The following is a 26538-nucleotide window of genomic DNA, read 5'->3' as shown; positions in this document are numbered from 1 at the left end:
GGAGAGAAGATGGCAACCACACCTAGCCAGAGTGTTGCAGTATCGCAAGGCGGCCAGACGGAAAACAACCGTTTTGCGTTGGTCTCATTGACGACTTTGTTTTTTATGTGGGGGTTTATTACCTGCCTGAATGACATTCTAATTCCGCATCTTAAAGCGGTATTTAACTTAAATTATACCCAGGCGATGCTGATCCAGTTCTGCTTCTTCGGCGCTTACTTCTTGGTATCCGTGCCAGCGGGCGTCATGGTAAAACGCTTGGGTTATCAAAAGGGCATAGTACTGGGGCTGCTCATCGCTGCGCTTGGCTGTGGCCTGTTTTACCCGGCAGCGGCTATAGCCAGCTACGGATTATTTCTGGGCGCGCTTTTCGTCTTGGCCAGCGGTATAACCGTGTTACAGGTGGCAGCGAACCCCTATGTGACAGCCCTAGGTTCGGTGGAGACGGCATCGAGCCGCCTGACACTGACTCAGGCGTTTAACTCCCTTGGCACCACAGTTGCACCAGCTTTTGGTTCAGTGCTGATTTTGTCGGTCGCGGTGGAAGCATCAGCGCAGGCAGAGGCCGAAGCGGTCAAACTGCCGTATCTGCTCCTGTGTGGCATGTTGCTCATCCTGGCTGTGGTGTTTGCGCTGCTTAAATTACCCCATATTCAAGGGCAGGAAGAAGAAACCTTAACAGGTGCTGAGGCAAGTAAGCCGGTTTCGGCGCTGAGTCATCGTCATCTAGTATTAGGGGCTGTCGGTATTTTTGTGTATGTGGGCGGCGAAGTGGCTATCGGCAGTCTGCTGGTGAATTTCCTCGGTCAAGCTCATGTGGCGGCAATGGCTGAAGCCGAAGCGGCGCACTATATCGCCTTTTACTGGGGAGGCGCCATGGTCGGTCGCTTTATCGGGGCTGCTGTGATGCAAAAAATTCCGGCGGGCAAGGTGCTTGGCTTTAATGCCACCATGGCAGCGCTCCTGGTGGTGGTCGCTGTGGTCAGCGAAGGGGCCGTGGCCATGTGGTCGATTCTGGCTGTGGGCCTGTTTAACTCTATTATGTTCCCTACCATTTTCAGTTTGGCATTGAAAAACTTAGGTCCAGCCACTGCACAGGGTAGCGGTATCTTATGTCTGGCGATTGTGGGTGGAGCAGTCGTGCCACTGGCTCAAGGTATGCTTGCCGATGCGGCGGGCTTATCCGTGTCCTTCTTACTGCCGGTTCTTTGTTACGCCTATATCTTGTTTTATGGACTTAACGGATCAAAGCCTGCGGAGGAACGCGCATGAAACGGACGCTAACGCGAACAGCGGCGCTGATCTGTGGCGTGCTGGGGTTGACCACTGTGATGGCTGCGCCAAGCGGGGCAACAACCGCAGAATCTGGCTCATCCATAGATGGCAAACGTGTCGAGTTGTGGCCACAAGGCGTGTATCGCGCGCCTGTAGATGCCACCCTTGAGGCCCGAGTTGATGCACTGCTTGAGCAGATGAGCCTTGAGCAGAAGGTGGCGCAAATCATCCAGCCTGAAATACGTGATTTTAGCGTAGAGGATATGCGCCGCTTTGGTTTTGGTTCTTTCTTAAACGGTGGCGGTTCTTTTCCAGGTAACAATAGCAAGGCCACCGCAGCCGATTGGGTAAAGCTTGCAGATGCTATGTATCAGGCGGCCATGGATACTGAGCTAGATGGCATTGCCATACCGCCCATATGGGGTACCGATGCGGTACATGGTCATGGCAATGTGTTTGGCGCGACCTTGTTCCCGCACAACATAGGTTTGGGCGCAGCGCAAAACCCAGCGCTTATCAAAGCAATCGCGGCAGCGACGGCCAAGGAAGTGCGGGCGACGGGGATCGACTGGGTGTTTGCCCCCACTGTGGCGCTGGTGGACAACCTGCGCTGGGGTCGAACTTACGAAGGTTATGCCCGCGATCCAGAACTGATCGAACGTTATGCTCGCGCCTTTGTGGCAGGTATGCAGGGCGAGGGTGATGCCTGGCTGGATGGCGAGCATACTCTGGCGACTGCCAAGCATTTCATCGGTGATGGCGGCACAGAAAATGGCGATGACCGAGGCGATACCCGGGTAGATGAACAGACCCTTATCGCCAGGCATGGTCTGGGGTATGTGGGGGCGCTTGAGCAAGGCGTGCAAACCGTGATGGCTTCGTTTAACAGCTGGAATGGTGAAAAGCTTCATGGCAGCCAGTATCTCCTCACTCAAGTGCTTAAACAGCGGTTGGGATTTGACGGTGTTGTGGTAGGCGATTGGTTGGGGCATGGCTTTGTGCCAGGCTGCAGCTATGAGCGCTGCGCCGCCGCGATCAACGCAGGGGTGGATATTTTGATGGCCCCTGGTGATAGCTGGAAGGCGCTTTATCCGAATACCATTGCCGACGTTAAATCTGGTGCCGTACCGAAAAGTCGTCTCGATGATGCGGTGAAGCGTATTCTGCGGGTTAAGCTGCGCGCCGGACTCTTTGATGGGGTGTCTCCCGCAAAACGACTTTTTGCCGGTGATGCCAGCTGGATTGGACATCCTGAGCATAGGGCGCTTGCCAGAAAAGCGGTGGCAGAGTCTTTGGTACTGCTGAAAAACAACCCAGTTGATGGAGCGCCTTTGTTGCCCATCAAGTCATCTGCCAAGGTGCTGGTGATAGGTGAAGGGGCGGATAATGTTCCCCAGCAGTCTGGTGGCTGGAGCATGACCTGGCAGGGTACTGACGTGACCAATGCTGACTTCCCAAGTGCCACCTCTATTTTTGCTGGGTTCGCCGAGGCGCTTAAGGCCGGCGGCGGTGAGGCACGTCTCAGTGTCGATGGCAGTATTCCCGAAGATTTTAAGCCGGACCTAGTGGTAGCTGTGTTTGGTGAGTCGCCTTACGCCGAGGGCAATGGCGACCTGGATAATCTTGAATACCAGCGTGGCGATAAGCGTGATTTAGCCATGTTAGCACGCGTCAAGGCGGCAGATTTGCCCTTGGTGTCTGTGTTCTTGTCAGGCCGGCCGCTATGGATGAACCCTGAGCTTAACGCATCAGATGCCTTTGTCGCTGCTTGGCTACCAGGCAGCGAGGGCGCAGGTGTGGCCGATGTGCTGGTAGGCGATAAAGCGGCTAAGCCAAGACAGGACTTTGTTGGACGTCTGCCGTTTCCCTGGCCGGCAACCCCTGCTGACGATGGTTTTCAATTAGCGGGTAGCAATGCAAGCGCCCAGGCTGAATCGTCGAAGGCGCCACTGTTCCCCCTTTGGGAAGGTTTTAGTTATCAAGAGGATGCCTCGCTTACCAAGCTCGATGAGTCCAGCGGTGATGAAGGGGTTCCAACCAGACTGGCCATTTTCGATAAGGCTCTGAAGGCGCCCTGGCATCTGGCCGTAGGGGACGAGGCTAGCATGCATAGGGTAGGGGCAGGAGTATGGCAGCAAGGGCCCTGGTCGGTAAGAAGCATTAACCGAGAGGTACAGGAAGATGCGCGCCGCTTTAGCTTTGCCGCTGCTGGACGCTTGAGTTTTAGGGATGATTTCCCCATGGACCTGCGCCGCTTTAATCGTGAAACAGCGGTGCTGGGCTTTGATGCTGTGCTTGAGAAAACACCTGCCAATGCTGAGCTTTCCATGCAGTGCGAAGGTGCATGTGGTCAGGCGCTTAATCTGAGTACGAGTTTGGTGGCCGATGGCCAATGGCGCCGCTATCAGGTGCCACTTAGCTGCTTTAGCCTTGGTGTCAAAGAGCTGAGTAGCGTGTTTAGCCCCATGACCTTAGCGCTTGGTGCGGGTGATGTACTCACCTTGGCAAATATCGCGATTGAAGAGGCCAAAGCACAAAGTAGCGATTCGCCATCGCCTCATGTTTTGCTGTCAGATTGCGGCAAGCTTCAGTCACTTTAATGATTTAACAGGTATTTGGAGAGCAGCATGTACCGAAGTGGGATAGATCTGGGCGGCACCAAGATTGAGTTGGTGACCTTGAACGACAATGGCGAAGAGGTGTTTCGCAAACGCGTTGCCACACCAAAGGAGTACCGTGCCACGCTGGAGGCGGTAGCATCCCTGGTTCACGCTTCTGAAAACGAGACCGGCCAGGTGGCCAGCATTGGCATAGGGATCCCTGGAGTGGTATCTGCAGTCACTGGTAGGGTAAAAAACTCCAATGCAGTATGGCTCAATGGCCAACCTATGGATAAAGACTTGGGAGCTATGCTGTCACGTGAAGTGCGTATCGCCAACGATGCCAACTGCTTTGCGCTTTCTGAAGCGGTCGACGGTAGCGGAGCAGGTAAAGCTGTAGTGTTTGGCGCCATACTGGGAACAGGCTGTGGCGCCGGGATCGCTATTAACCATAAGGTGCACGGCGGCGGCAACGGTATCGGCGGCGAATGGGGCCATAACCCCTTGCCTTGGATGACGGCCGACGAGTTCAACTCTACACGCTGTTTTTGCGGCAATGCCGACTGTATCGAGACCTTCGTATCCGGTACAGGTTTTGTACGTGACTTTCGCGCTCATGGAGGCGAGGCAGCCAGCGGTATCGAGATTGTCGCCTTGATGGCCAAGGGCGACCCTCTGGCCGAGGCGGCATTTGGTCGTTTTATCGATCGTCTGGCTCGGGCGCTGGCTCATGTGATAAACGCATTGGATCCCGATGTGATCGTGCTTGGTGGAGGTGTCTCCAACATAGATCTGATTTATGAGTATCTGCCTGCACTACTTCCCAAGTATGTGCTTGGTGGTGAGTGTGCGACGCAGGTGGTGAAAAATCGCCACGGTGCTTCATCAGGCGTTCGAGGGGCTGCCTGGCTTTGGGCTCCTGGTGAGCATGCGGCTTTACCTGGGCTGACCACAGCGTGATAAGGCCGCTAGCTATCGGAGATTTTTAGGTTTTACGATTCACTTTCTGTCTGTAATGCCTCAGGGATGAGGCCCTTTTTGTACTTGTGTATTTGGCGCCCGGTCTTTTAGATTGAGGCGCCGTTTTTTATTCTGCACACACCATTGTAAAGTGATCATCGCCTCGGCAGAATAGTCGCCTGCTATTGGCTTATAGAGGTTTGGGGGAAGTGTGGCGAATTTGATGTTATTGATGGCGGCTGCCATTTGGGGCTTTGGCTTCGTGGCGCAGCGTCTGGGGATGGAGAGTCTCGAGCCTTTTGCCTTTAATGGTCTGCGTTTTGTCATTGGCGCACTGAGTTTGCTGCCACTGATCTGGATATTGAAACGTCGGGGCAGACTCAAAGGCGTGGCTGACAAAGATTTTTTACGCCAAGTACTTATAGGGTCACTTGGATGTGGCGGTATTTTATTTATCGCAGCTTCTTTCCAGCAAGTTGGCTTATTGCACACCACGGCCGCTAATGCTGGTTTTATTACCGGGCTCTACATAGTGCTGGTGCCAGTGCTCGGGTTGTTTTTAAAACACAGCACCGGCAGCAACACTTGGCTTGGTTGCGCCGTCGCCGCGGTGGGGCTCTATTTCTTAAGTGTGGGTGAGAATTTTACCATTGCATACGGTGATGGTTTGCAGCTGGTTGGCGCACTCTTTTGGGCAATGCATATACTGGCGGTGGACCATTTTGCCCGCAGAGTTGCTCCTGTGGTATTAGCTTGTGGCCAGTTTTTGGTGTGCGCTCTGGCCAGTTTTGTGGTTTCTTTGGCTATGGAGACCACTAGCATGGCGGGAATTCAAGCCGCCTGGGGCGCACTGGCCTATGCCGGTTTGGTCTCTGTCGGGGTGGCCTATACGCTGCAGGTGTTGGCGCAAAAGCATGCTCATCCGGCCCACGCGGCCATTATCTTAAGCCTGGAGACGGTATTTGCCGCCATAGGTGGCGTGTTATTTCTGGGTGAAAGTCTGTCAGGTCGGGCGCTTTTCGGCTGTGGCTTGATGCTGCTGGGGATGTTGATAAGCCAGTTGCCGCTGCGGTATTTGATAAAATCGAGACAACAAAAAGCGGCATAATTGCCGCTTTTTGTTTGAGCCTTTATTAAGAATTAGGCGTTAATCGACAATATCCAGTACTACGTCGTCACCTATGGTGTATAGCGCCTGAGTGAGCCGCTGCTCGGCGGCTTCATCTTTTACGCTTAAGCTAAAGTTGGCACGAAACAGGGCGACACCCGTGTGACTGGCGGTCTCGTAATGGGTGGAGAGACGTTCGATGTTGGCCCCCAGTTCGTTGATCTTATTTGAAATGTCATGTACCAGCCCGGGTCTGTCATAGGCCACCAAGGAGTAGCGGCGGATGGTTTTTGGTGCCAGTGCCTTGCGGGTCTTAGCGTAGGTGAGGGTCAGGCCTTCGATACACTCTAGGTTTTCCAGCAGTGTGTCCCAGTTAGCCGCGGGCACTTCGAGTAGCAAAATAGCCGCGAAGATACCGTCGATGTGGCGCAGCTCAGAGTCGAGCCAATTACCGCCGTGGCGGCTAACGCTATGGGCTATCTGTTCGACCAATCCCGGTTTATCGGCAACTTGCAGGGTAACTAAGTATCGTAACATTTCGCATCGGCTCCATCAGTTGGTTGAGTGCTGTGTATCGAGAAGACCAGGGCAAGGTGGGACCTTATTTAGCTTAGTCGTTAACACTCTAAAAAGCGGCTCAAAAAGCTAAATAACCTCTTATAATGATGACATTTTCGAGCTGTAACAATAGTGTCATCTTTGCGTCATATAATCCCGACTGTCAGAAAAAGGGCTTGCCTCGATTCACTATAGTTAACATAGCAGAAACGACAATCCCAGCGAAAACTCTACTGAACAAAAATAAACGAGGTTCTTAATGGAAACTCAGGTAATTCAACCTGGTTCTACTGCAACAAATTTGTTGACGGGCAAGGGCTCCAGCAAGCGAGCATTTAAAGATAAGCTTACCCAAGTTGGGGTGACGATGGGCGGCACCATGGTGTTTGTGGCCCTTTTGCTGATCTTTTTCTACCTACTCTATGTTGTAAAGCCGATTTTTGATGGGGCAGATGTCGCGCCTGTGATGAATGTCGAACTGCAAAACGCTACGTCGCCAGCGCTGATGGTGGGGAGTGATGAGCAAAATGAGATCCTCTATCGAGTGGCACAAAATGGTGAAGTGAGCTTCTACAGTTCGCTGAACGCCAGCTTAGTTAAGCATGAGCAAGTGCAGGTGCCCTCGGACGCAGAGATCGTCAGCAGCGTTGCCTCTGTGCCAAGTGAGCAGCGTTTTGCCTATGGCCTCTCTAACGGCCAGGTGATTATCGCTGGCGTGAATTTCGCGGTGAGCTATCCGGGCAATAAGCGTCTGATCACCCCAAGCGTACGTTATATGCTGGGTGAAACGCCGCTGCAGGTGTCTGAGGCGGGTAAGCCTCTGTATCAACTGACATTTGCCACAGCCTCTGACAAACTCAGCTTCGCCTACCGTGATGCTGACGGTCGTTGGTTCCTGACCCGCCATAACGGTGAAGAGAACATGATGACCGAAGAGGTGGAGTGGCAAGCGACCACGAGTCCTATCAAGGAAGCGCCTACTCAAGTGGATCAGCAACTGATGACCCCAGATCAGCGCCAGCTTTTACTGCGCTCGGGTAATCGTCTGTTTGTTTACGATATCCGTTATGTCGATGAGGTCGCCCTAAGTCAGGTGATTGAGCTGGAACGCGCTAAGACCAAGGTGACTGATGTCGCTCTGTTGGCCGGTGCCAGCTCACTGCTGGTGAGTTATGACAATGGTCAAGTCTTCCAATATTTCCAGGTTAATGGTGACAAGGGGCGTCAATACCAGGAGATCCGCGAATTTAAAAACAAGGCGGGTGTGAAGCGTATTGCCGGTGAGTTTTATCGCAAGAGCTTTGCCACCGTCAGCGAGTCTGGCGAGTTGGATCTGCTTTACACTACGAGTCAGCGCAAACTCTTTACCGAAACCTTTGATCTGGCCCACGCCAGTCAGATGAGCTTTAGTCCACGAGCCAACGCCCTGGTGGTCGAGGCCGGTAACAAGCTGCACCTGTTTGCGGTCGAAAACAGTCACCCTGAGGTCTCTTGGAGCGCCATGTGGAGCAAGGTGTGGTACGAAGGTTATCCTGAGCCGCAATATGTATGGCAGTCAACGTCAGGTTCCGATGACTTCGAGGCCAAGCTTAGCTTGATGCCGCTAGCGTTCGGCACCATGAAGGCTGCGCTGTATGCCATGCTGTTCGCCACGCCGCTGGCCATTGCCGGTGCCGTGTACACCGCTTATTTTATGTCGCCAAAAGTGCGCGCCGTAGTGAAGCCGACCATTGAGATCATGGAAGCCTTGCCGACGGTTATTCTTGGTTTCTTAGCCGGTCTCTGGCTAGCGCCTTTGATTGAAGATCACCTACCGGGAATCTTTATGTTACTGGTGCTTCTGCCTATCAGTATCTTGTTGACCGCACTGGCTTGGTACAAGCTGCCCGGTCGCTGGAAACAGCGTCTGCCTGAGACTTACCAAGAGCTAATGCTGGTGCCAGTGATCTGTTTCGTCGGTTGGTTTGCCTTCTATATCAGCCCGACGATCGAAGTGGCCTTCTTTGGCGGTGATAGCCGTCAGTTTATCACTAACGAGCTGGGGATCACCTTTGACCAACGTAATGCGCTGGTGGTGGGTATCGCCATGGGCTTTGCGGTGATCCCGACCATCTTCTCTATTGCTGAAGATGCCGTGTTCTCTGTGCCGCGCCATCTCTCTAACGGCAGCCTGGCACTGGGTGCCACCAACTGGCAGACGCTGACACGGGTTGTCTTGCTGACGGCCAGCCCGGGGATCTTCTCTGCAGTCATGATGGGACTCGGCCGCGCCGTTGGCGAAACCATGATTGTGCTGATGGCTACAGGTAACACCGCCATCATGGAATGGAGCGTGTTCGAGGGGATGCGTACCCTGGCGGCGAATATCGCCGTGGAGATGCCAGAATCGGCTATCGGCAGCTCGCATTATCGCGTGCTCTTCCTGGCGGCCTTCGTGCTGTTTATCTTTACCTTCTTCTTCAACACCATTGCTGAAGTGGTGCGGCAGCGTCTGCGTGAACGCTACAGTTCACTGTAAGGGAGATTGGCATGTTATCGATATTTAATTTTTCGCCTGTGACGTTAAGAGGCCAGTGTAATGGGTAAGTGGTTTAAGTCGGGTTCCCCCTGGATCTGGATGACAGGTGGCGCCGTGAGTATCAGTTTGATCGCTGTATTAGGTTTGTTGCTCCTAATCGCATGGCGTGGTTTGAGTTACTTCTGGCCAGCGCAGATCTACCAGTGGGAAGTGGTGGATCAGCAGGGCAAGCGCTCAACCATTATCGGTGAGATCTACGATAAGGAGGCTGTGCCTACCGAACGTCTGGTCTCAGCTGGACACAAGTTTAGTGAAGATCCCGGTGAGCTGGTGACCCGCTATCTGATCAAAACTGGTAACCGTGAGTTTGTCGGTCTAGATTTTCGCTGGGTGCTGGAGACAGATATCTTGTCGCGCACAATCCCGGAGGATGTTGCCAAGCTTGAACGTGCAAAAAACGGTGACTTCTTCGGTTATCCTATCGCCATCATTGAAGACGGTAAGCGTCTGCCGCTCAAGGATGTGGAAGCCTCTTTTGAGGAACATATTGACCGAGCGGTAGCCCTAAGCGATAAGGCGACCAGCTTGCAAAAGAGCGAGATTGGTGCCATCAACTATGCGCTGGAAAACCTGCGTCTTAAACAGCGTCGTTATGAACTGGACAACGCCCTGACCGACAGTCGTAAGCTTGAGCTTCAAGCCGAGCGCGATAAGCTTCAGGCCGAATACCAGGTACTGGAAAAGGCCTTCTTTGACCTGCGCGCCGAGGCTGGCCGTGATGCGGTGATCGTGCGTGATATGCGCGGTGAAGAGGTGACCCTCAAGCTAGATAGCATCTTGGGCGTAACCTACTCAAACCGTCTGGGGATCTTGGGTAAGCTGGGTCACTGGTTTAGTGGCGTGGGTAACTTTGTCAGCGCCGATCCCCGTGAAGCCAACACAGAGGGCGGTGTCTTCCCGGCCATTTTCGGTACCGTGTTTATGGTGATGCTGATGGCGGTTATCGTCACTCCATTTGGCGTGGTCGCGGCTATCTATCTACATGAATATGCGAAAAAGGGCCCTATTACTAAGATGATCCGCATCGCGGTCATTAACTTAGCGGGTGTGCCATCAATCGTGTATGGCGTGTTTGGCCTGGGCTTCTTCGTCTATATGCTTGGTGGCTCAATCGACCAACTCTTCTACCCTGAGGCATTGCCGGCACCGACCTTTGGTTCACCAGGGGTTATCTGGTCGGCATTGACGCTGGCTATTCTGACGCTGCCAGTGGTGATTGTGTCGACCGAAGAGGGCCTTAGCCGTATTCCGAGTTCGGTACGCCAGGGAAGCTTGGCACTGGGGGCCACCAAGGCCGAGACCCTGTGGCGCATCATTATCCCTATGGCGAGCCCGGCGATTATGACAGGTTTGATTTTAGCGGTCGCCCGCGCGGCCGGTGAGGTAGCGCCTTTGATGCTGGTGGGTGTGGTGAAGTTAGCGCCGACCCTACCGATCGATATGAACTTCCCCTTCGTGCATCTTGAGCGCAAGTTCATGCACCTGGGTTTCCATATTTATGATGTGGGCTTCCAAAGCCCTAACGTAGAAGCGGCGCGTCCATTGGTTTACGCGACCTCCTTCTTGTTAGTGTCTGTGATTGTGAGTCTTAACCTGACCGCCATCGCGGTACGTAATCACCTGCGAGAGAAATATCGCTCGCTGGAACACTAACCTAAAACCTGAATTAATCGCGCCTGGGCTAGGCTAGGGCGCGAATAACCTTTATCCTGAAGTGATTAGGAACAGATATGATTTCGATAGATCAGTCGGTAATGAAAACAGAGACTTTAGACTTAAATAATTTAAGCAGCGAACAGACCGCACTTGAGATCCGTAACTTAGATCTAAAATATGGCGACAAGCAGGCCCTGTTTGACGTATCGATGAAGATCCCCAAGAAGAAGGTGACTGCCTTTATCGGCCCCAGTGGTTGTGGTAAGTCAACCTTGCTGCGCTGTATCAACCGCATGAATGACCTAGTGGATAACTGCCATATCGGCGGCGAGATCTTGCTGAACGGCCAGAACATCTATGACAAGAAGGTGGATGTGGCCTCCTTACGTCGTAACGTGGGTATGGTGTTTCAGCGTCCTAACCCTTTCCCTAAGTCTATCTATGAGAACGTGGTTTACGGTTTGCGTCTGCAAGGGATCAATAACCGTCGTGAACTGGATGAAGCCGCCGAGCGTTCACTGCGTGGCGCTGCGATTTGGGATGAGGTGAAAGATCGTCTCCATGACAACGCCTTCGGTCTGTCAGGTGGTCAGCAGCAGCGTCTGGTGATTGCCCGCGCTATCGCTATCGAGCCAGAAGTCTTGCTGCTCGATGAGCCAACTTCTGCGCTCGACCCTATCTCAACCTTGACCATCGAAGAGCTGATCACTGAGCTTAAGTCGAAATATACCGTGGTGATCGTGACCCACAACATGCAGCAGGCGGCCCGAGTATCGGATCAGACGGCCTTCATGTATATGGGCGAATTGGTGGAGTATGCCGACACCAACACCATCTTTACTACGCCAAAGAAGAAAAAGACCGAAGATTACATCACAGGTCGTTACGGTTAATTGGGCCTGAGCCGGATTTGAATTGCAAGAATTGATAAGGTTGAATGTCAATGGAAAACATGAACTTAAATAAACATATCTCGGGTCAGTTCAATGCCGAGCTCGATGATATCCGTAACCGCGTATTGGCCATGGGGGGCTTGGTTGAGCGTCAGCTGGAGCAAGCTCTGGATGCTTTGGGCAACCTGGATGCCGAACTGGCGCAGAAGGTGATTGATGGCGACCATAGCGTCAATGGTATGGAGGTCTCTATCGATGAGGAGTGCACCCGTATCATCGCTAAGCGTCAGCCTGCCGCCAGTGATTTACGCCTTATTATCGCCATCTCGAAGACGATTGCCGACCTTGAGCGTATCGGTGATGCTTGTGTAAAGATCGCGAATGCGGCGCTGGACAAGCGCCTCAAGAATCAGCAGCCGCTGTTGGTGAGTATCGAGCATATGGGACGCCACGCGACCCGTACCTTGCACTCGACCCTGGATGCACTGGCGCGTATGGACGCCGATGTCGCCATCGAGCTGCACAAGGAAGACGCTAAGCTCGACAGCGAATATGAAGGCATTATTCGTCAGCTGATGACCTACATGATGGAAGATCCACGCTCTATCCCTGAGGTACTCGATGTGCTTTGGGCGGCGCGTGCGGTAGAACGTGTGGGCGACAGATGCCAGAACATCTGTGAATACATCATCTACTATGTTAAGGGTAAAGATGTGCGTCATACCACTTATGAAGAGATGAAGCAGATTTAAGCCTAGCTTAGATGAGCCAGCATCATGATGGTAAGATCATGAGTTAATTAAAAGCAGCCTAGGCTGCTTTTTTTATGCCGTTTTTTGCTTAAAGCGAGGCCCTGTCCTTGATAGTGTTATCTTGGTCATTGCTTGATGACTATTGGCTTTAGGGTTAATAGTGAGAAAGGGATAGCTGTTACCGGTTAAGCTTTGTTGAAGGGTTGTGTATTAGGCTAAGTAAGGCTGCAAATCAGTTTAATCAACCTTGGCTCGTAAAGCCGGGCATTAAGAGTCACAAAGGGAGGCTTGTTATCGTGTTAGCGATGTTTGATAGCGCTAAAGGGCGTAAGGTGAGCGCCGGTATCGGTATATTATTTGCGGCGCTGTTGGCCTATAGCCTGACTAAGGGGGGCTACCTTTATCTGGCTGAGGTAGCTCGTACTAAACCTTTCTTTATCTTCACTAACCCCGCGTGGGGACTCTGCTTGATCTTGTTGTTTGGCGGACGTCAGAGTACTAGCGTCTTGGTTACCCTAGTAATGCTGTTTTCCCTGCCACTATTTGCCGCCACGCTCTTTTATCTTGGTTATTGGCCCTTGAGCAATTATTTGATTGGCGGCGAGGCGCCAAGTCTAGGTCAGCTGAATGATTGGTTTTTGACCTTAGCCTATGGTCCCTATGGGGCGCAGTTTGATTACTTCACCATTGCCAATCGGCTGTCAGACTTTCCCTTCTATCGTGAATTTATGCTGATGGTCATATTCTCTGGCGCCGTGGCCATGGTGGCGCTTATTCCTGCTGCTTACACCACCTTGATTGAGATCTTGGCTGCCAGACGAGGCCTAGATAGCGAAGCCAGCACTCTTTGGGCTGCGCTGTTATCGCTGTTGGGGCAGATGCTGTTGATGGCACTGTTTTACACTATCGTTTACCCTTTGTTCTCCTTTGCGGGCACCTTGCCCCTAGGGCTTAACTACCTGGCGGTCTGGACACTCCTGCTTACACCGCTATTTGGGCTTGGTGTGGCGCGCTTTAATCGTCGACTGGATGGTGATGATAAGCTAGGCGTCTGGATGGTGCGTTATTTTGCCTTGGTCTTACTGGCGCTCATTGGGGCTTATATCTGGGTGAATATCGATGAGCTGGTGTCGATAGCGAACCTGATAGGAAAAGGGGAGTTCCAGCCGCTGCTCTCCTTCGTGTTTTTGTTGAGTGGCCTGTTTGCCCTGTATATGTTGCGAAGTGTAAGGACTAAAGAGGTGCGATGAGCCGTATCATAGAGGTACTCGATTACCAGAGGCATTGGCCAGAAGTCTTTGAGGCGGAGAAGGTGCTGTTGCTAGCTGTGCTGGGCGATAGGGTTATCACTATCGAGCATATTGGCAGTACCTCGGTGCCTGGACTGGCGGCCAAACCCATTATCGATATCTTGGTTGAGGTTGATAGCCTAGCGGCGCTTGACGCCAAAAGCAGCCAACTTCAGCGCTTGGGTTATCGGGCACGTGGTGAGCATGGTATTGCCGGTCGCCGTTATTTTCAAAAAGGGGGAGAGCAGCGCAGCCATCATCTGCATGCGTTTCAATCTGGGAGTGCGCAGCTGACTGCCCATCTCGCCTTTCGTGATTATCTTATCGCGCATCCACAAATGGCGGGTGAGTATGGTCGGCTAAAGCAGCGCATTGCAAAAAAGGGTCAGCATGACAGTGAAGCTTATATGGCGTTAAAGGCAGATTTTATGGTTGAGACTTTGGCGTTGGCGCTTGGCTGGTACGCCGCTAATTCATCGCGTTAACTCGTTATACTCATGCTTAAAGGGGATGTTGAGCGCTAAGGTGCCACGCCGCCGATTCCCTTTTACGGCAAGTATAGGTATATTGCCACTGAATTAAGTCGCCCGACGCTTGGGCAAAAAGAGAGACGAGCTTATGTCTACCCATCAAGGTCAAAGTAAATTAGATAAAGTGCTGGCCGAAGCACGTGAATATAAGGCCAAGCGCGAGTCAGGTTATCGCGAGCAGGCACTGAAACTCTACCCCTGGATCTGCGGACGTTGTACCCGCGAATTTACCCATTCCAATCTCAGAGAACTGACAGTGCATCACAGGGATCACAATCATGACAATAATCCGAGCGATGGCTCAAACTGGGAGCTGCTCTGTCTCTATTGTCACGATAACGAACATGCCAAGTATGAAGAGTTAATTCAGTATGGCCCGACGAGTGAAACTCAGGTAGAAGCGGCCACCTATAATCCCTTCGCCGACCTTAAGAGTATGATGAATAAGAAGTAAGGCTCGCGCCTTGTTAGATTTTCGCGTCTTGCGCTGCGAGACGCTGCTCCGCCTCAAGCCACTTCTGACGGCTGATGATCTGCCGGTTTTCGCTCCTATGCCCAGCCAATTTTCGACGCTCAACATTATCCCAAATTTGGGCTTGGCGTGACTCGTCAGCTTGCCCCCAACCGACAATCTCATCGATATGCCGAAAACAGCCCATACAGATATCTTCATCATTTAAGCCGCAGCGGGCCACGCAGGGTGATTGCATCGTTTCTGTTTTTACTCAATTTGTGATCCTGGCCGCATTCTAAAGTAGCTAGTGCCGTGATTCAACCTTGGTCTGCCGCTGGAACCTTGCAGGTACAACTGTTAGCATTCACCATTTAATTGTTTAAATTCAATTGTTTGTGAAATTTTATGGGGTGTTGTTATGGGGCTGAGATACAGAGCTGTCCTACTGGTGATCGGTATGTTGAGTTTATCGGCCTGTTCATTATTAGAAGTTAAGCTAGAAAGCGGTATTGAGCCCTTGCCTCAGGCACAGCTCAACATGCGTGTCTTTAGCCGCGACTTTAGTCATACCTTCTATGCCAAGGTGGAGCAGGGGGCAGATCAAATAGCTCAGGCTCAGGGCGATCAGCTAACGATCAAATCTAATACCCTGATGTGGAAGATTAACAGTGAACAGGCGCTGCAGCGGGCGATTTTTCAGGCCTCCCCCATTGCCGCCATGGTGGATACCTGGACGCTGACGGCGCAGATGAGCGCGTTTTTCGACAGCGGTGCCGGTCAGTCGCTCTTTGGTGAGCAGCAAAGGATCGCCATCGAAGTGAGTAAGGTGCTGCAGGCCGATTTTGAACGTTCGGTAAAAGGTTTTGTGACGCCGACTGAATTTGAGAAATATCAGGGTTTTATCAAAGACTATGTGGCGAAAAATCCGATTAACGATCTAACCTTTGCAAGACACTCAGCCTTTAATGACTGGCTAGCCTATCGCAAGATTAACGAGTTTGAGGCGGTGACCACTTTCGGCACTGTACCTGAGGTGATGAGCGATGTATCGGATCGTATGGCGATGATTGCCGAGCAGACCCCGAAAATATTGGGCTGGAAGGCTGAATTATACGCGCTCCATGCCAACATTAACCCTGAGACAGTCCAGCACACCCTACTGAGCATCAGTGACACCTCGGCCAAGTTTCAGCAGTTGATGGCGCAAAGTCCTGAGATGATGCAAGCGCTGGCGGTGGATCTGCGTCGTGAGCTGGCCCCTTTGCTCGCGCAGCTTAGCGAATCAACCGATGACAAGTTAGCCAAGCTGTCTATTGAGCGTCAGGCATTAGCGCAGATGGTTAAGCAGGAACGGTTGGCGCTGGAAGAGATGGTGGATCGGCAGCGAGTCGCGGCGGCTGCCGATCTTGATACCATCAGTCAACATGCCGTTGAGCTGGCGTTTCAAGAGCTGACTAAAACCTTTAAGAGTCTAATTCTCTATCTGGTGCTGTTTTTTGTGGTCTGTTTCTTTGCTCCCCTGGGATTAGGGGTTTGGCTGGGTAAGCGGATGGCGCTGAAACAGCCACAAAGCTAAGCTTTTCGTAACGCTAACATGCTCCAGGCTGTGATTGGCGACCAAGCTGGTTTACAATTTATGGGCGCCGGTCTTTGTTAACCGGCGTTTTTTTGTTAAGGAACTCAGATGTCGTATGCACAAGCGTTTACCGCCTTAGATAGTCTACTGACAGACAGCAGGGCATTGTGGCAGGTTAAGGCCTTCGAGGCTGATGACTTGCCCTGGCAGGCGGAATTTCCTCGCCTTGCAGACTTGGTATGGCAAATTGCAGACGATGAGCTCGATGGGCTGGACAGTGACAGTGAAGCCCTTAACGAGCGCTTAATTCCGGCATTGGCTGAAGATCTCACCGCCCGCGGATGCTCATGGCCCCTAGCTTTGATGAGTGAAAGCGCACGGGCGGGCAGCCAAGTGTCATCAGCGAAAGATGTTGAGCTCGATGAGAGTGAGCTGGGCCACTTTAGCGCCCATATCAAGGGGCGCAAGTGGCAGCAGATCCTTGCCTTTGCCAGTAGGGTGAACTCAGGCGACTATGAGGTACTCGAGTGGTGCGCCGGCAAGGGGCACCTAGGACGGCTCTTGGCAAAGTGCAAGGCAAGTTCAGTCGTGAGCCTGGAGTGGCAGCAGAGCCTATGTGACGCCGGCCAGCAGTTTGCCAGCCAGTGGCAGCTATCACAGAGGTTTGTATGCGGTGATGCCTTATCTGGCGAGGCTCAGCGACTGCTTAAGGCCGAACAACATGCCGTGGCGCTCCATGCCTGCGGTGAGCTTCACCTCAGCTTGCTGCGCGGCGCCGCCAAGGCGGGGACCCGCGCGCTGGCGGTGGCTCCTTGTTGCTACCACCTGATCCCCCATAGCCATTATCAAGCGCTCTCTGGTTTAGGTCAGGCAAGCAAATTGAGGCTCAGCAAGCACGATCTGCAATTGCCGCTACAACGTTCGGTTATCGCAAACCCTAAGGCGAGGGCGCTGCGTTTGCAAGAGGTGGCTTGGCGTCTAGGGTTTGATAGCTTACAGCGTGATGTGAGGGGGGCTGCGCATTATCTGCCTATTCCCGCGCTGAAGCAGAGCCAGTTAAGTGGTAGCTTCAAGGCGTTTTGTCTCTGGGCCGCGGCGCAAAAGCAGGTCGATTTGCCAGCCCAGTGGGATGAAGAGGTCTATCTGGCCCGAGGGCTTGCCCGTCAACGTTTGACCAGGCGAATTGACCTGGTGGCCCATCTGTTTCGTGAAAGTCTTGAAGCCTGGCTGCTGCTCGACAGGGTGAACTTTTTGCAAGAGCAGGGGTATGAGGTGGCGTTAACCCGGTTTTGCGATCTGAATCTGACTCCCAGAAATGCGCTTATTTTGGCCAATTTGCCTTAATGGTGTTTTTGTCCTTTTAACGTTTAATTTGTGACCAGCCGTTTTTTTCTGAAACTTTGCATGACGGATCAAAGCGTGGCGTCTTTGGGATAATTTCGTTAATTATGTCTAAAAAAGCCGCCCTATGGCCGTTTTTTATTGAATCATGCGCCGTTTCTTGCTCAAATGGCGGGTTAACACTGAATGATAAAAATTGGCCAAATAAGTGCCGATATAATGAGCGAAACAGAACGGTTTCATGAAATATTCTCGCGTTTTTATAAATAGTCTGGCCTATGAGCTAGCACCTGAAGTGGTTTCGACTTCAGAGTTAGAGTCTCGATTAGCTCCCTTGTACCAAAAGTTTAGGATCCCTATGGGGCAACTTGCTGCCTTAACGGGGATTCATGAGCGTCGTTGGTGGCCCAAGGGCCATAGATTGTCTGATGGCGCTCTGGCGGCGGCTCACAAGTCTATCGAGGAGACGGGGATCAGTGTCAGTGATCTCGGCGCCGTGGTGTATACCGGCGTTTGTCGCGATCAACATGAGCCTGCAACCGCTTGTCGTATCGCGGCCGAGCTGGGAGTGTCTAAAGACACGGCTATCTATGACATCAGTAACGCCTGTCTGGGCGTACTTTCTGGTATTCTCGACATCGCCAATCGCATCGAGCTTGGGCAGATTAAAGCTGGCCTAGTGGTCTCTTGTGAATCGGCCCGTCACATTGTCGATATCACCATAGATAACATGCTCGCCGAGCCCACCATGCAAAACTATGCTCAGTCGCTGGCAACCCTAACCGGTGGTTCGGGCGCGGTGGCCGTGCTCTTGACCGATGGCAGCCTGCCGCTAAAAGGTGAGCGTCAGCATCAGCTGTTAGGTGCGAGTCATCTTTCGGCGCCCGAACATCATAATCTCTGTCAGTGGGGATTACAGGAGGCGGGCACTCAGCTGTATCGTGAGTTTATGCGTACCGACGGCGTGGCGCTGTTAAAAGAGGGCGTCGAGCTGGCAAGACACACCTGGGAACATTTCCTTGAGCAGCGTAACTGGCTGGTGGAACAGGTGGACAAGGTGATCTGTCATCAGGTTGGTGCATCAAACCGTAAACAGGTATTGAGCGCGCTGAATATCCCGCAAGAGAAAGAGTTTCCTACCTATCAGTTGCTGGGCAACATGGGCACAGTATCTTTGCCTGTTACTGCGGCGATGGCACACGATCAGGGCTTTTTGCGTAAGGGCGATCAGGTAAGTTTTCTGGGGATCGGCAGTGGACTCAACTGCATGATGCTCGGCCTCAAGTGGTAGTGCCTTTTTCGTATCATTCCCTATAGCATTGCATATTGGCGGCGCCCTAAGGCGGCGCCTGGCAAAGAATAATTAAAACAGGAACCTCCATGCTTGATTCGCTATTTCCGTTTAAGCGCAATTACTTAGATCGCAATGGCCATAAGTTGCATTATGTCAATGAAGGCCAAGGTGAGCCTGTGGTCATGGTGCACGGCAACCCCAGCTGGTCATTTTATTATCGCAATCTGATCTCAAGCCTTAGCCCGACGCACCAGTGCATAGTGCCAGATCATATTGGTTGTGGTTTGTCCGATAAGCCTGACGATGTCGGTTATGACTATACCCTGAAGAATCGTATCGACGATTTGGAAGCACTGCTGGATCATCTCGAAGTGAAAGAGAATATCACCCTGATCGTCCATGACTGGGGCGGCATGATAGGCATGGGCTTTGCGGCGCGTTACCCTGAGCGGATTAAGAAGCTGGTGGTGCTCAATACCGGCGCTTTTCATCTGCCTGAGGCTAAGCCTTTTCCCAGGTCGCTGTGGATCTGCCGTAACACCTTGTTAGGCACAGTGTTGGTGCGCGGTTTTAATGCTTTTTCTTCGATAGCTTCATACGTGGGCGTGAAACGTGCGCCTATGCCTAAGCCTATTCGCGAGGCCTATGTCGCGCCATTTAACTCATGGGCTAATCGTATCTCAACCTTGCGCTTCGTGCAGGATATCCCGTTAAAACCTGGGGATCGTAACTACGAATTGGTAAACGAGATCAGCGATAAACTGTCTAACTTTAGCCAACTACCTATGCTGATCTGCTGGGGATTGAAAGATTTCGTATTCGACAAGCATTTCCTCGATGAGTGGAAGCGCCGTTTCCCCAACGCCGAAGTGCACGAGTTTGCCGATTGTGGTCATTACATTCTGGAAGACGCCAGCGAGCAAGTGGTGCCCCAGGTGCAAAAATTCATGGCGCAGTAACTCAAGATAAGGTTGGCCAATATGTCACAGGGTATTCAAGCGGGCGCTAATCTGTGCCGTCATCTGCATCATGCCGCCGAGATCTTACCTGAGCAATTGGCGGTTGCCGTGCAGCAGGCTAGAGGTTTATTTACCAAAAAGCTGACTTATCAAGAGCTTAATTTTGCTCAGCTCGATGAGATGAGCGATACCTTAGCCCATGGGCTTAACGCCTACGGCATTAAGCGCGGTGATAAGGCTGTATTGATGGTTACCCCCAGCCTTGAGTTTTTTGCCCTGACATTTGCCCTGTTTAAGGCGGGGATTATCCCTATCTTGGTGGATCCCGGTATGGGGGTTAAAAACCTTAAGCAATGTTTTGAAGAGGCTGAGCCCGATGCCTTTATCGGTATCCCTAAAGCTCATTTGGCCAGACGCCTGTTTGGCTGGGGTAAGGCTAGCCTGACCCGTTTAGTGACCGTTGGCGGCAGCGCCCTGTGGGGTGGTACCAACCTGAAACAGCTCGCCGCTATGGGCGCCTCGAAAGGGCGCTTTACTATGGCGCAGCTGGATGATGATGAGATGTGCGCCATCTTATTTACCAGTGGCAGTACAGGTACCCCAAAAGGGGTTGTCTATTCACATCGCATGTTTGAGGCGCAAATAAGCGCCTTAAAAACCGACTATCAAATTGCGCCCGGTGAGCGGGATTTGGCGACCTTTCCGCTGTTCTCCCTGTTTGGGCCAGCGCTGGGGATGGCCTCTATCGTGCCGGACATGGATGCCAGCAAGCCCATTACCGCCAATCCTGATTATATATTTGCGGCGATTGACCGTTATCAGTGCAGCAATATGTTTGTTAATCCTGCGCTGATTGAGCGTTTGGGACAGGCAGCTGAGGCCCGCAGCACTCAGCTCAAGTTAAGCAGTTTGAGGCGGGTGATCTCGGCCGGTGCGCCGGCGACCATCGCCTCGATAAAACGTTTTAGCCAGATGCTAAATGCCGAGGCGCCCGTACTTAACTCCTATGGGGCGACCGAGTCATTGCCGCTTAGCATGATTGGCAGCAAGGCCCTGTTTGAGACGACGGAGATTACCGACAATGGCGGCGGGATCTGTGTCGGCAAGCCCATTTCCGGCGTAGAAATTAACATCATCGCCATAGATGAAGCCGAGATCCCCACTTGGTCACCGGATCTTTGTCTGCCAACTGGCCAGATAGGTGAGATAGTGGTGCGAGGGCCCATGGTGAGCCCTAGCTACTATCGCCGTGATAAGGCCACTCGAGAAGCCAAGATTTTCGATGAGCAGGGGCAGCACTATCACCGCATGGGGGATCTGGGCTATTTAGACAGTCAAGGACGCCTGTGGATGTGTGGTCGTAAGGCCCATAGGGTTGATTGCTATCTAGAAGGCAAGCCTAAAAGTTATTATTCTATTCCCTGTGAGCGCATCTACAACACCCACAGCGATATTAAGCGTTCGGCCCTGGTTGGCATTAAGGTTAACGGAGAAGTAGCGCCACTCATCTGTTTGGAGCTGAAACAGGGACTAAGCTGCAGCAATGCCGCCGCACTCTATACCGAGCTGAGGCTGATTGGTGAAGCCCACGAGCAAACTCAAGGGATCAGCCGATTTCTTATTCATCCGGGCTTTCCGGTGGATATCCGCCATAACGCGAAAATCTTTAGAGAAAAACTCGCGATATGGGCCCAGTCAACCTACAAGGAGTAGCTAGGCGTGACCATGACACATCAGAGTTTAGCCAACCAACTAAGTCTGGCTCCTAAAGAGCAGCAGGCCCTCAGCCAGCTTGCCACTCACTGCCGTCACGCCTTCGTCACGGGAGCCGGCGGCTTTTTGGGCAAGGCGATATGTCAGCGCCTTTGCGCCGCGGGTATTCAAGTCACTGGCTTTGCCAGAGGAGCGTATCCCGAGCTTGAGGCCATGGGCGTGCGTATGATCAGCGGTGATATCTGCGATCTTAAGGCGCTAACCAGCGCCATGGCAGGTTGCGATCTGGTGTTCCATGTGGCCTCTAAGGCGGGGGTTTGGGGCAGTAAACAGAGTTACTTTAGCCCCAATGTGCAAGGCTGTGACAATATACTCAAGGCCAGTCAAAGCTTGGGGATTCAAAGTGTTGTCTATACCAGTACGCCCAGCGTTACCTTTGCTGGTGAGGATGAGTCGGGCATAGATGAAAGTGCGCCCTATGCCAGTCGGTTTTTGAATTATTATGGTGAGTCTAAGGCGATTGCCGAGCAGCATGTCACGGCCGCCAACGGTTCGCCAGTATCCGGCGGTGGCCAGCTTAAAACCGTCTCCCTTCGACCTCATCTTATCTGGGGGCCGGAAGATCCACACCTGGTGCCCAGAGTGCTCGCCAGGGCCCGCGCGGGCAAGCTGAAACTGGTGGGTAAAGAGGACAAACGGGTTGATACCATCTATGTCGGTAATGCTGCCTATGCGCATATCTTGGCGGCGCTGACCTTAAAGCGCGACCCGGATCGCTGCGCGGGAAAATGTTACTTCTTGAGTAACGATGAGCCTATCACCATGGCGGCGATGCTCAATAAGATCTTGGCCTGTGCGGCGCTGCCACAGGTCAATAAACGGGTGCCGGTTGCGCTTGCTTACTTGGCGGGCGCTGTGCTTGAGGGCGTTTACGGTTTGCTGGGTAAGCGCGAGGAGCCGATCATGACGCGTTTTGTCGCCAGACAGCTCTCTACCAGCCACTATTTTGATATCTCGGCCGCAAAGCAAGATCTTGGTTATCAGCCGCTCGTCTCTATCGACGAGGGGATGGTTCACCTTAAAGCCTGGTTGGTTAAGACTGGGCAGGTTTAACCAGGTACGCAATTGACCTGTCGTCTGTAATGCTTGACCTTCCGTCAGGCTCCTTCTTTGGCCGCAAAGCGGCGCTAAATGCCTTATAAGATCTCATTGGGCCCATCTTTGACTAATGTCTCGATGGGCCAAGTTGAGGTTAACCGTGGCTGATAAAATCTGCAGCTTCACTTGTCTGGGCGCCAGCTAAGGCGGCGACTTCAAGCATGGCTTGGGTGAGTCGACTGACCTGGGTCTCGCTGATGGTGTAAGGTGGCATGATGTAGATAAACTTTGAGAAGGGACGGATCCACACTCCGCGCTCGACGAAGGCCTGCTGCAGTTTACCGGTATTGACACTCTTTTCCATCTCAATCACGCCGACGGCGCCTAAACAGCGCACCGCTTTTACTCCCTTAATCTCACGCGCTGGCGAGAGCTGTTGTTTCATCTGAGTCTGGATGGCTGCGACCTGATCTTGCCAACGGTTTTTGGCGATCAGATCCAAGCTGGCGCAGGCCGCGGCGCAGGCTAGAGGGTTGCCCATAAAGGTGGGCCCATGCATAAAGACCCCAGATGGCGAGTCGCTGATCCCTAGTGCCACCTCGTCGCTACACAGGGTCGCCGCCAGCGAGATATAGCCTCCGGTTAGCGCCTTACCCAGACAGAGAATATCGGCTTGAATATCGGCATGTTGGTAGGCAAACAGCTTGCCGGTGCGGCCAAAGCCGGTGGCGATTTCATCTAAAATCAACAACACCTTGAAGCGATCGCACAGGGCGCGCAGCCCTTTAAGGTAGTCGGCGCTATAGAAATGCATGGCACCGGCGCCTTGCATAATGGGTTCGATGATCACCGCCGCTGTTGTCTCGTGATTGGTCTCTAGCAGTGCTTCCATCGCCTCGAGATCGCCCTCTTGCAGGGCTTCGCCAAAGGGGGTCTTGGGGGCGGGGGCAAATAACTGCTTTGTTACCGCTTCGCCAAACATGGTGTGCATGCCGCCTTCGGGATCGCACACGCTCATGGCGGCAAAGGTGTCACCATGGTAGCCCTGCTTAACCGTTAGAATACCTTGCTTACGCGGTGCATTACGCCCTTGCCAATATTGCAGTGCCATCTTCATCGCCACTTCGACCGCAATGGAGCCTGAGTCGGCCAGAAACACCTTAGTCAGATTGTCGCTGGTCATGGCCAGCAACTTCTTACTCACCTCGATGGCGCTGTGGTGGGTGATACCGCCAAACATCACATGACTTAGGGTCGATAGCTGCTTTTGCATCGCCTCTAGGATATCGGGATGACTGTAACCATGGACACAGGCCCACCAGGAGCTGGTGCCGTCGACGAGCTTACTGCCATCTTCCAGGGTCAGTTCACAACCACTGGCAGACACCACACCATAGGCGGGTAGCGCCTGGGTCATAGAGGTATAAGGGTGCCAGATATGCTCTTTGTCAAATTGGTGATCTATGGGGGTGAGTGAAGACATAAAACTCCCTGGTTAAATTTTAATCATTAGTAAACCAATTAAACTGGTTGGCGTTGACAGATTAAGACCTAAGGGTATGCTAAGCAACATAAATGTCGTCGGAGTTGATGGTTTCGACGTAAAAATTGCAAGGTGAGGGTTGGTAAATAATGTCCGAATTAGTCTTACGTCATGACTGGCAACGTGATGAAATTGAAGCGCTTTTCGCGCTACCTATGAATGATCTGCTGTTTAAAGCCCATAGCATTCATCGCCAGCACTTCGACCCGAACGAAGTACAGATCTCACGTCTTTTGTCGATCAAGACTGGCGCTTGCCCGGAAGATTGTAAGTATTGCCCTCAGAGCGCCCGCTACGATACCGGGCTCGAAAAAGAACGTCTTATCGAAATTGAGAAAGTGCTCACCGAGGCGAAAGCCGCCAAGGCTGCTGGCGCTTCACGTTTCTGCATGGGCGCCGCGTGGCGTAATCCCCATGAGCGTGACATGCCTTACCTTAAGGATATGGTCAGCGAAGTGAAGGCGATGGGTATGGAGACCTGCATGACCTTGGGTATGCTGTCTCCTTCTCAGGCAAAAGAGCTGGCCGACGCCGGTCTTGATTACTACAACCATAACCTTGATACCTCGCCAGAATACTATGGCGATATCATCACTACACGTACCTATCAGGACAGACTCAATACCCTGGACAATGTGCGCGCGGCGGGCATGAAGGTGTGCTCGGGCGGTATTGTGGGCATGGGCGAGCAGGCGAGCGATCGCGCCGGATTGTTGCAACAGCTGGCGAATATGGAGAAGCATCCCGAGTCTGTGCCCATTAATATGTTGGTTAAGGTTGCCGGTACCCCATTTGAGAATCTGGACGATCTCGACCCGCTGGAATTTGTGCGTACCATCGCCGTGGCCCGTATTGTGATGCCGCTTTCTCGCGTACGTCTGTCGGCTGGGCGTGAAAAGATGACCGATGAGCTGCAAGCCATGTGTTTCTTTGCTGGTGCCAATTCTATCTTCTACGGCTGTAAGCTGTTGACCACGAGTAACCCTGAAGAGAATGAAGATATGACGCTGTTTAAGCGTCTCGGACTGCATCCTGAGCAGGGCCAGGCGGCAACGGTAGAAGAGGAGAAGGCGGTGTTTGCCAAGGCTCAAGCGGTTAAAGACAAAGCAAGCCAAGCTTTCTACGACGCTGCGGCGCTATAGTCGCCCAGAACCCTTATCAGAGGCATGAATCAGAGCCATGACCAGACTCGATCATAAGATCCTCACTAAGATGCAGGCCGCCGAGGCCAGGGGGTTGCTCAGGCAACGAAAGCTGCTGAGCCAAACGGCCCAATCGCCTGGTCTGATAACTCATGAGCAGGAACTTAAGCGTAACTTTGCCAGCAATGATTATCTGGGGCTGAGTCAGTCTCCCGATTTGATCGCGGCGCTGGCAGAGGGAGCTAGGTGTTATGGTGTGGGCAGCGGCGCTTCGCCACTGGTGACCGGCTATAGTCAGGCACACTATGAGTTAGAGCAGGCCTTGTGTGAGGCCACAGGCCATGAGGCGGCCTTACTCTTTAGCAGTGGCTTTAGTGCTAACAGCGCCCTAATGAAGACGTTATTTGATAAAGAGGCGGTAGTGGTAGCCGATAAGCTAATCCACGCCTCCCTTATCGATGGCTTATTAGAGAGCGGCGCCGAGCTCAGGCGATTTGCCCATAATGATTTAGCGGCGGCTCAGCGTCTGGTGCAAAAGCATCAGCCTGTCGCTGTCGTCACAGAAAGCGTGTTTAGCATGGATGGCGATCAGGCACCTGTTCAAGCCCTGTATGATTTAGCTAAGGCGAATGATGCCTGGTTGATCGTCGATGATGCCCATGGTTTTGGGGTCTTGCCACTTGGCTCTGGACAGGCGATGACTGCCGCTTGCTGTGATATTCAAATCGTCACCTTTGGCAAGGCGCTTGGGTGCCAAGGCGCCGCCATTTTAGGCTCTCGCACCTGTATTGATTTCCTGGTAGCCCATGCCCGGGACTATATCTATTCTACCGCCTTGTCGCCGGCTAATGCCTACGTGGCAAAGCAGGCGGTGCAGCGGGTGGGAGAAGACAGTCAGCTGCGTGAGCGATTGAAACAGGTGGTCGATTATTTTCGCTATGTTTGTCAGCAGCAAGGTATCGAGCTGCTCGGCAGCGAGACTCCTATTCAGCCTTTGGTGGTTGGTGCCATCAACACCCTATCTGAGGTGAATGCTAACCTTAAAGCCGCCGGATTTTGGGTGGGTGCCATCAGACCGCCCACAGTGCCTCAGGGTAGCGCCAGGCTGAGGATCACCCTCAATGTTAATCATAGCCGGGCCGATATTGATGCCTTGGTGAAACAGCTTAATCTCGTGTTGAGGGAGCAAGGCGTAACAGATAAGCCAAAGGATGCCTAA

General features: G+C 52.7%; 22 protein-coding genes. 19 read left to right on the top strand and 3 right to left on the bottom strand.

What is annotated here, in order from left to right:
* Positions 1-9: 9 nt before the first annotated feature.
* The 4 genes from CFF01_RS10870 to CFF01_RS10855 all read left to right on the top strand — a co-directional run bounded on the left by CFF01_RS10870 (position 10) and on the right by CFF01_RS10855 (position 5943).
* On the top strand, positions 10-1272 hold the full coding sequence (locus CFF01_RS10870) for a sugar MFS transporter (protein ID WP_033538241.1): 1263 nt from the start codon (positions 10-12) through the stop codon (positions 1270-1272).
* Positions 1269-3875 carry a glycoside hydrolase family 3 protein gene (locus CFF01_RS10865; RefSeq protein ID WP_232479424.1) on the top strand — a complete coding sequence of 869 codons (2607 nt, stop codon included), beginning with the start codon at positions 1269-1271 and terminating at the stop codon, positions 3873-3875. Before CFF01_RS10870 ends, CFF01_RS10865 begins: the two co-directional genes overlap by 4 nt.
* 27 nt (positions 3876-3902) lie before the next feature.
* Positions 3903-4835 carry a fructokinase gene (gene mak / locus CFF01_RS10860; protein ID WP_088904802.1) on the top strand — a complete coding sequence of 311 codons (933 nt, stop codon included), beginning with the start codon at positions 3903-3905 and terminating at the stop codon, positions 4833-4835.
* 223 nt (positions 4836-5058) lie between these two features.
* Positions 5059-5943 carry a DMT family transporter gene (locus CFF01_RS10855; protein WP_088904801.1) on the top strand — a complete coding sequence of 295 codons (885 nt, stop codon included), beginning with the start codon at positions 5059-5061 and terminating at the stop codon, positions 5941-5943.
* 39 nt (positions 5944-5982) lie between these two features.
* Here the strand turns inward: CFF01_RS10855 and CFF01_RS10850 are convergent, their stop codons facing one another.
* A complete protein-coding gene (locus CFF01_RS10850; RefSeq protein WP_033538244.1) occupies positions 5983-6480 on the bottom strand; it encodes a glycine cleavage system protein R in 498 nt (165 codons plus the stop codon).
* Positions 6481-6760: 280 nt separating this feature from the next.
* On the opposite strand from CFF01_RS10850, the gene CFF01_RS10845 reads away from it, so the two are divergent.
* From CFF01_RS10845 to CFF01_RS10815, 7 genes are all read left to right on the top strand, one after another.
* A complete protein-coding gene (locus CFF01_RS10845) occupies positions 6761-9019 on the top strand; it encodes an ABC transporter permease subunit (RefSeq protein WP_088904800.1) in 2259 nt (752 codons plus the stop codon).
* 60 nt (positions 9020-9079) lie between these two features.
* On the top strand, positions 9080-10732 hold the full coding sequence (gene pstA / locus CFF01_RS10840) for a phosphate ABC transporter permease PstA (protein WP_033538246.1): 1653 nt from the start codon (positions 9080-9082) through the stop codon (positions 10730-10732).
* Positions 10733-10809: 77 nt separating this feature from the next.
* Positions 10810-11628 carry a phosphate ABC transporter ATP-binding protein PstB gene (gene pstB, locus CFF01_RS10835; RefSeq protein WP_088904799.1) on the top strand — a complete coding sequence of 273 codons (819 nt, stop codon included), beginning with the start codon at positions 10810-10812 and terminating at the stop codon, positions 11626-11628.
* 50 nt (positions 11629-11678) lie between these two features.
* Positions 11679-12380 carry a phosphate signaling complex protein PhoU gene (phoU, locus tag CFF01_RS10830; RefSeq protein WP_033538248.1) on the top strand — a complete coding sequence of 234 codons (702 nt, stop codon included), beginning with the start codon at positions 11679-11681 and terminating at the stop codon, positions 12378-12380.
* 296 nt (positions 12381-12676) lie between these two features.
* Positions 12677-13630: a hypothetical protein gene (locus tag CFF01_RS10825; protein WP_157704981.1), complete on the top strand. Its 954-nt coding sequence runs from the start codon at positions 12677-12679 to the stop codon at positions 13628-13630.
* Positions 13627-14154, top strand: a complete 528-nt coding sequence (locus tag CFF01_RS10820) for a GrpB family protein (RefSeq protein ID WP_088904797.1) — start codon at positions 13627-13629, stop codon at positions 14152-14154. The genes CFF01_RS10825 and CFF01_RS10820 overlap by 4 nt, the downstream gene beginning before the upstream one ends.
* A gap of 133 nt (positions 14155-14287) precedes the next feature.
* Positions 14288-14653: a YajD family HNH nuclease gene (locus tag CFF01_RS10815; RefSeq protein ID WP_033538251.1), complete on the top strand. Its 366-nt coding sequence runs from the start codon at positions 14288-14290 to the stop codon at positions 14651-14653.
* A 13-nt stretch (positions 14654-14666) separates the two neighbouring features.
* On the opposite strand, the gene CFF01_RS10810 is transcribed toward CFF01_RS10815, so the two are convergent.
* On the bottom strand, positions 14667-14909 hold the full coding sequence (locus CFF01_RS10810; RefSeq protein WP_033538252.1) for a DUF1289 domain-containing protein: 243 nt from the start codon (positions 14907-14909) through the stop codon (positions 14667-14669).
* Between the two features lie 201 nt (positions 14910-15110).
* Between CFF01_RS10810 and CFF01_RS10805 the strand changes: the two genes are divergently transcribed.
* The 6 genes from CFF01_RS10805 (at position 15111) to oleD (ending at position 22649) form a co-directional block, all read left to right on the top strand.
* A complete protein-coding gene (locus CFF01_RS10805) occupies positions 15111-16229 on the top strand; it encodes a chemotaxis protein (RefSeq protein ID WP_408640494.1) in 1119 nt (372 codons plus the stop codon).
* 108 nt (positions 16230-16337) lie between these two features.
* Complete coding sequence (locus CFF01_RS10800) at positions 16338-17573, top strand: methyltransferase (RefSeq protein ID WP_088904795.1); 1236 nt, start codon at positions 16338-16340, stop codon at positions 17571-17573.
* 238 nt (positions 17574-17811) lie between these two features.
* A complete protein-coding gene (locus tag CFF01_RS10795) occupies positions 17812-18861 on the top strand; it encodes a 3-oxoacyl-ACP synthase III (RefSeq protein WP_033538255.1) in 1050 nt (349 codons plus the stop codon).
* An 89-nt stretch (positions 18862-18950) separates the two neighbouring features.
* Complete coding sequence (locus tag CFF01_RS10790; protein WP_088904794.1) at positions 18951-19823, top strand: alpha/beta fold hydrolase; 873 nt, start codon at positions 18951-18953, stop codon at positions 19821-19823.
* Positions 19824-19844: 21 nt separating this feature from the next.
* On the top strand, positions 19845-21536 hold the full coding sequence (oleC, locus tag CFF01_RS10785; protein ID WP_088904793.1) for an olefin beta-lactone synthetase: 1692 nt from the start codon (positions 19845-19847) through the stop codon (positions 21534-21536).
* A 12-nt stretch (positions 21537-21548) separates the two neighbouring features.
* Entirely contained in the window at positions 21549-22649 is a 1101-nt protein-coding gene (oleD, locus tag CFF01_RS10780) for a 2-alkyl-3-oxoalkanoate reductase (protein ID WP_088904792.1), read from the top strand.
* Between the two features lie 139 nt (positions 22650-22788).
* On the opposite strand, the gene bioA is transcribed toward oleD, so the two are convergent.
* Positions 22789-24117, bottom strand: a complete 1329-nt coding sequence (bioA, locus tag CFF01_RS10775; RefSeq protein WP_088904791.1) for an adenosylmethionine--8-amino-7-oxononanoate transaminase — start codon at positions 24115-24117, stop codon at positions 22789-22791.
* A gap of 149 nt (positions 24118-24266) precedes the next feature.
* Here bioA and bioB point away from each other — a divergent pair, with 149 nt between their 5' ends.
* Entirely contained in the window at positions 24267-25319 is a 1053-nt protein-coding gene (gene bioB / locus CFF01_RS10770; RefSeq protein ID WP_033538260.1) for a biotin synthase BioB, read from the top strand.
* A gap of 37 nt (positions 25320-25356) precedes the next feature.
* Positions 25357-26538, top strand: a complete 1182-nt coding sequence (locus CFF01_RS10765; RefSeq protein WP_088904790.1) for an aminotransferase class I/II-fold pyridoxal phosphate-dependent enzyme — start codon at positions 25357-25359, stop codon at positions 26536-26538.

The sequence above is a fragment of the Shewanella marisflavi genome (genome assembly GCF_002215585.1).
In the GTDB taxonomy this organism is placed as follows: domain Bacteria; phylum Pseudomonadota; class Gammaproteobacteria; order Enterobacterales; family Shewanellaceae; genus Shewanella; species Shewanella marisflavi.
Note: the sequence above shows the minus strand (reverse complement) of the source record. Positions and strands in the feature narration are given on the sequence as shown.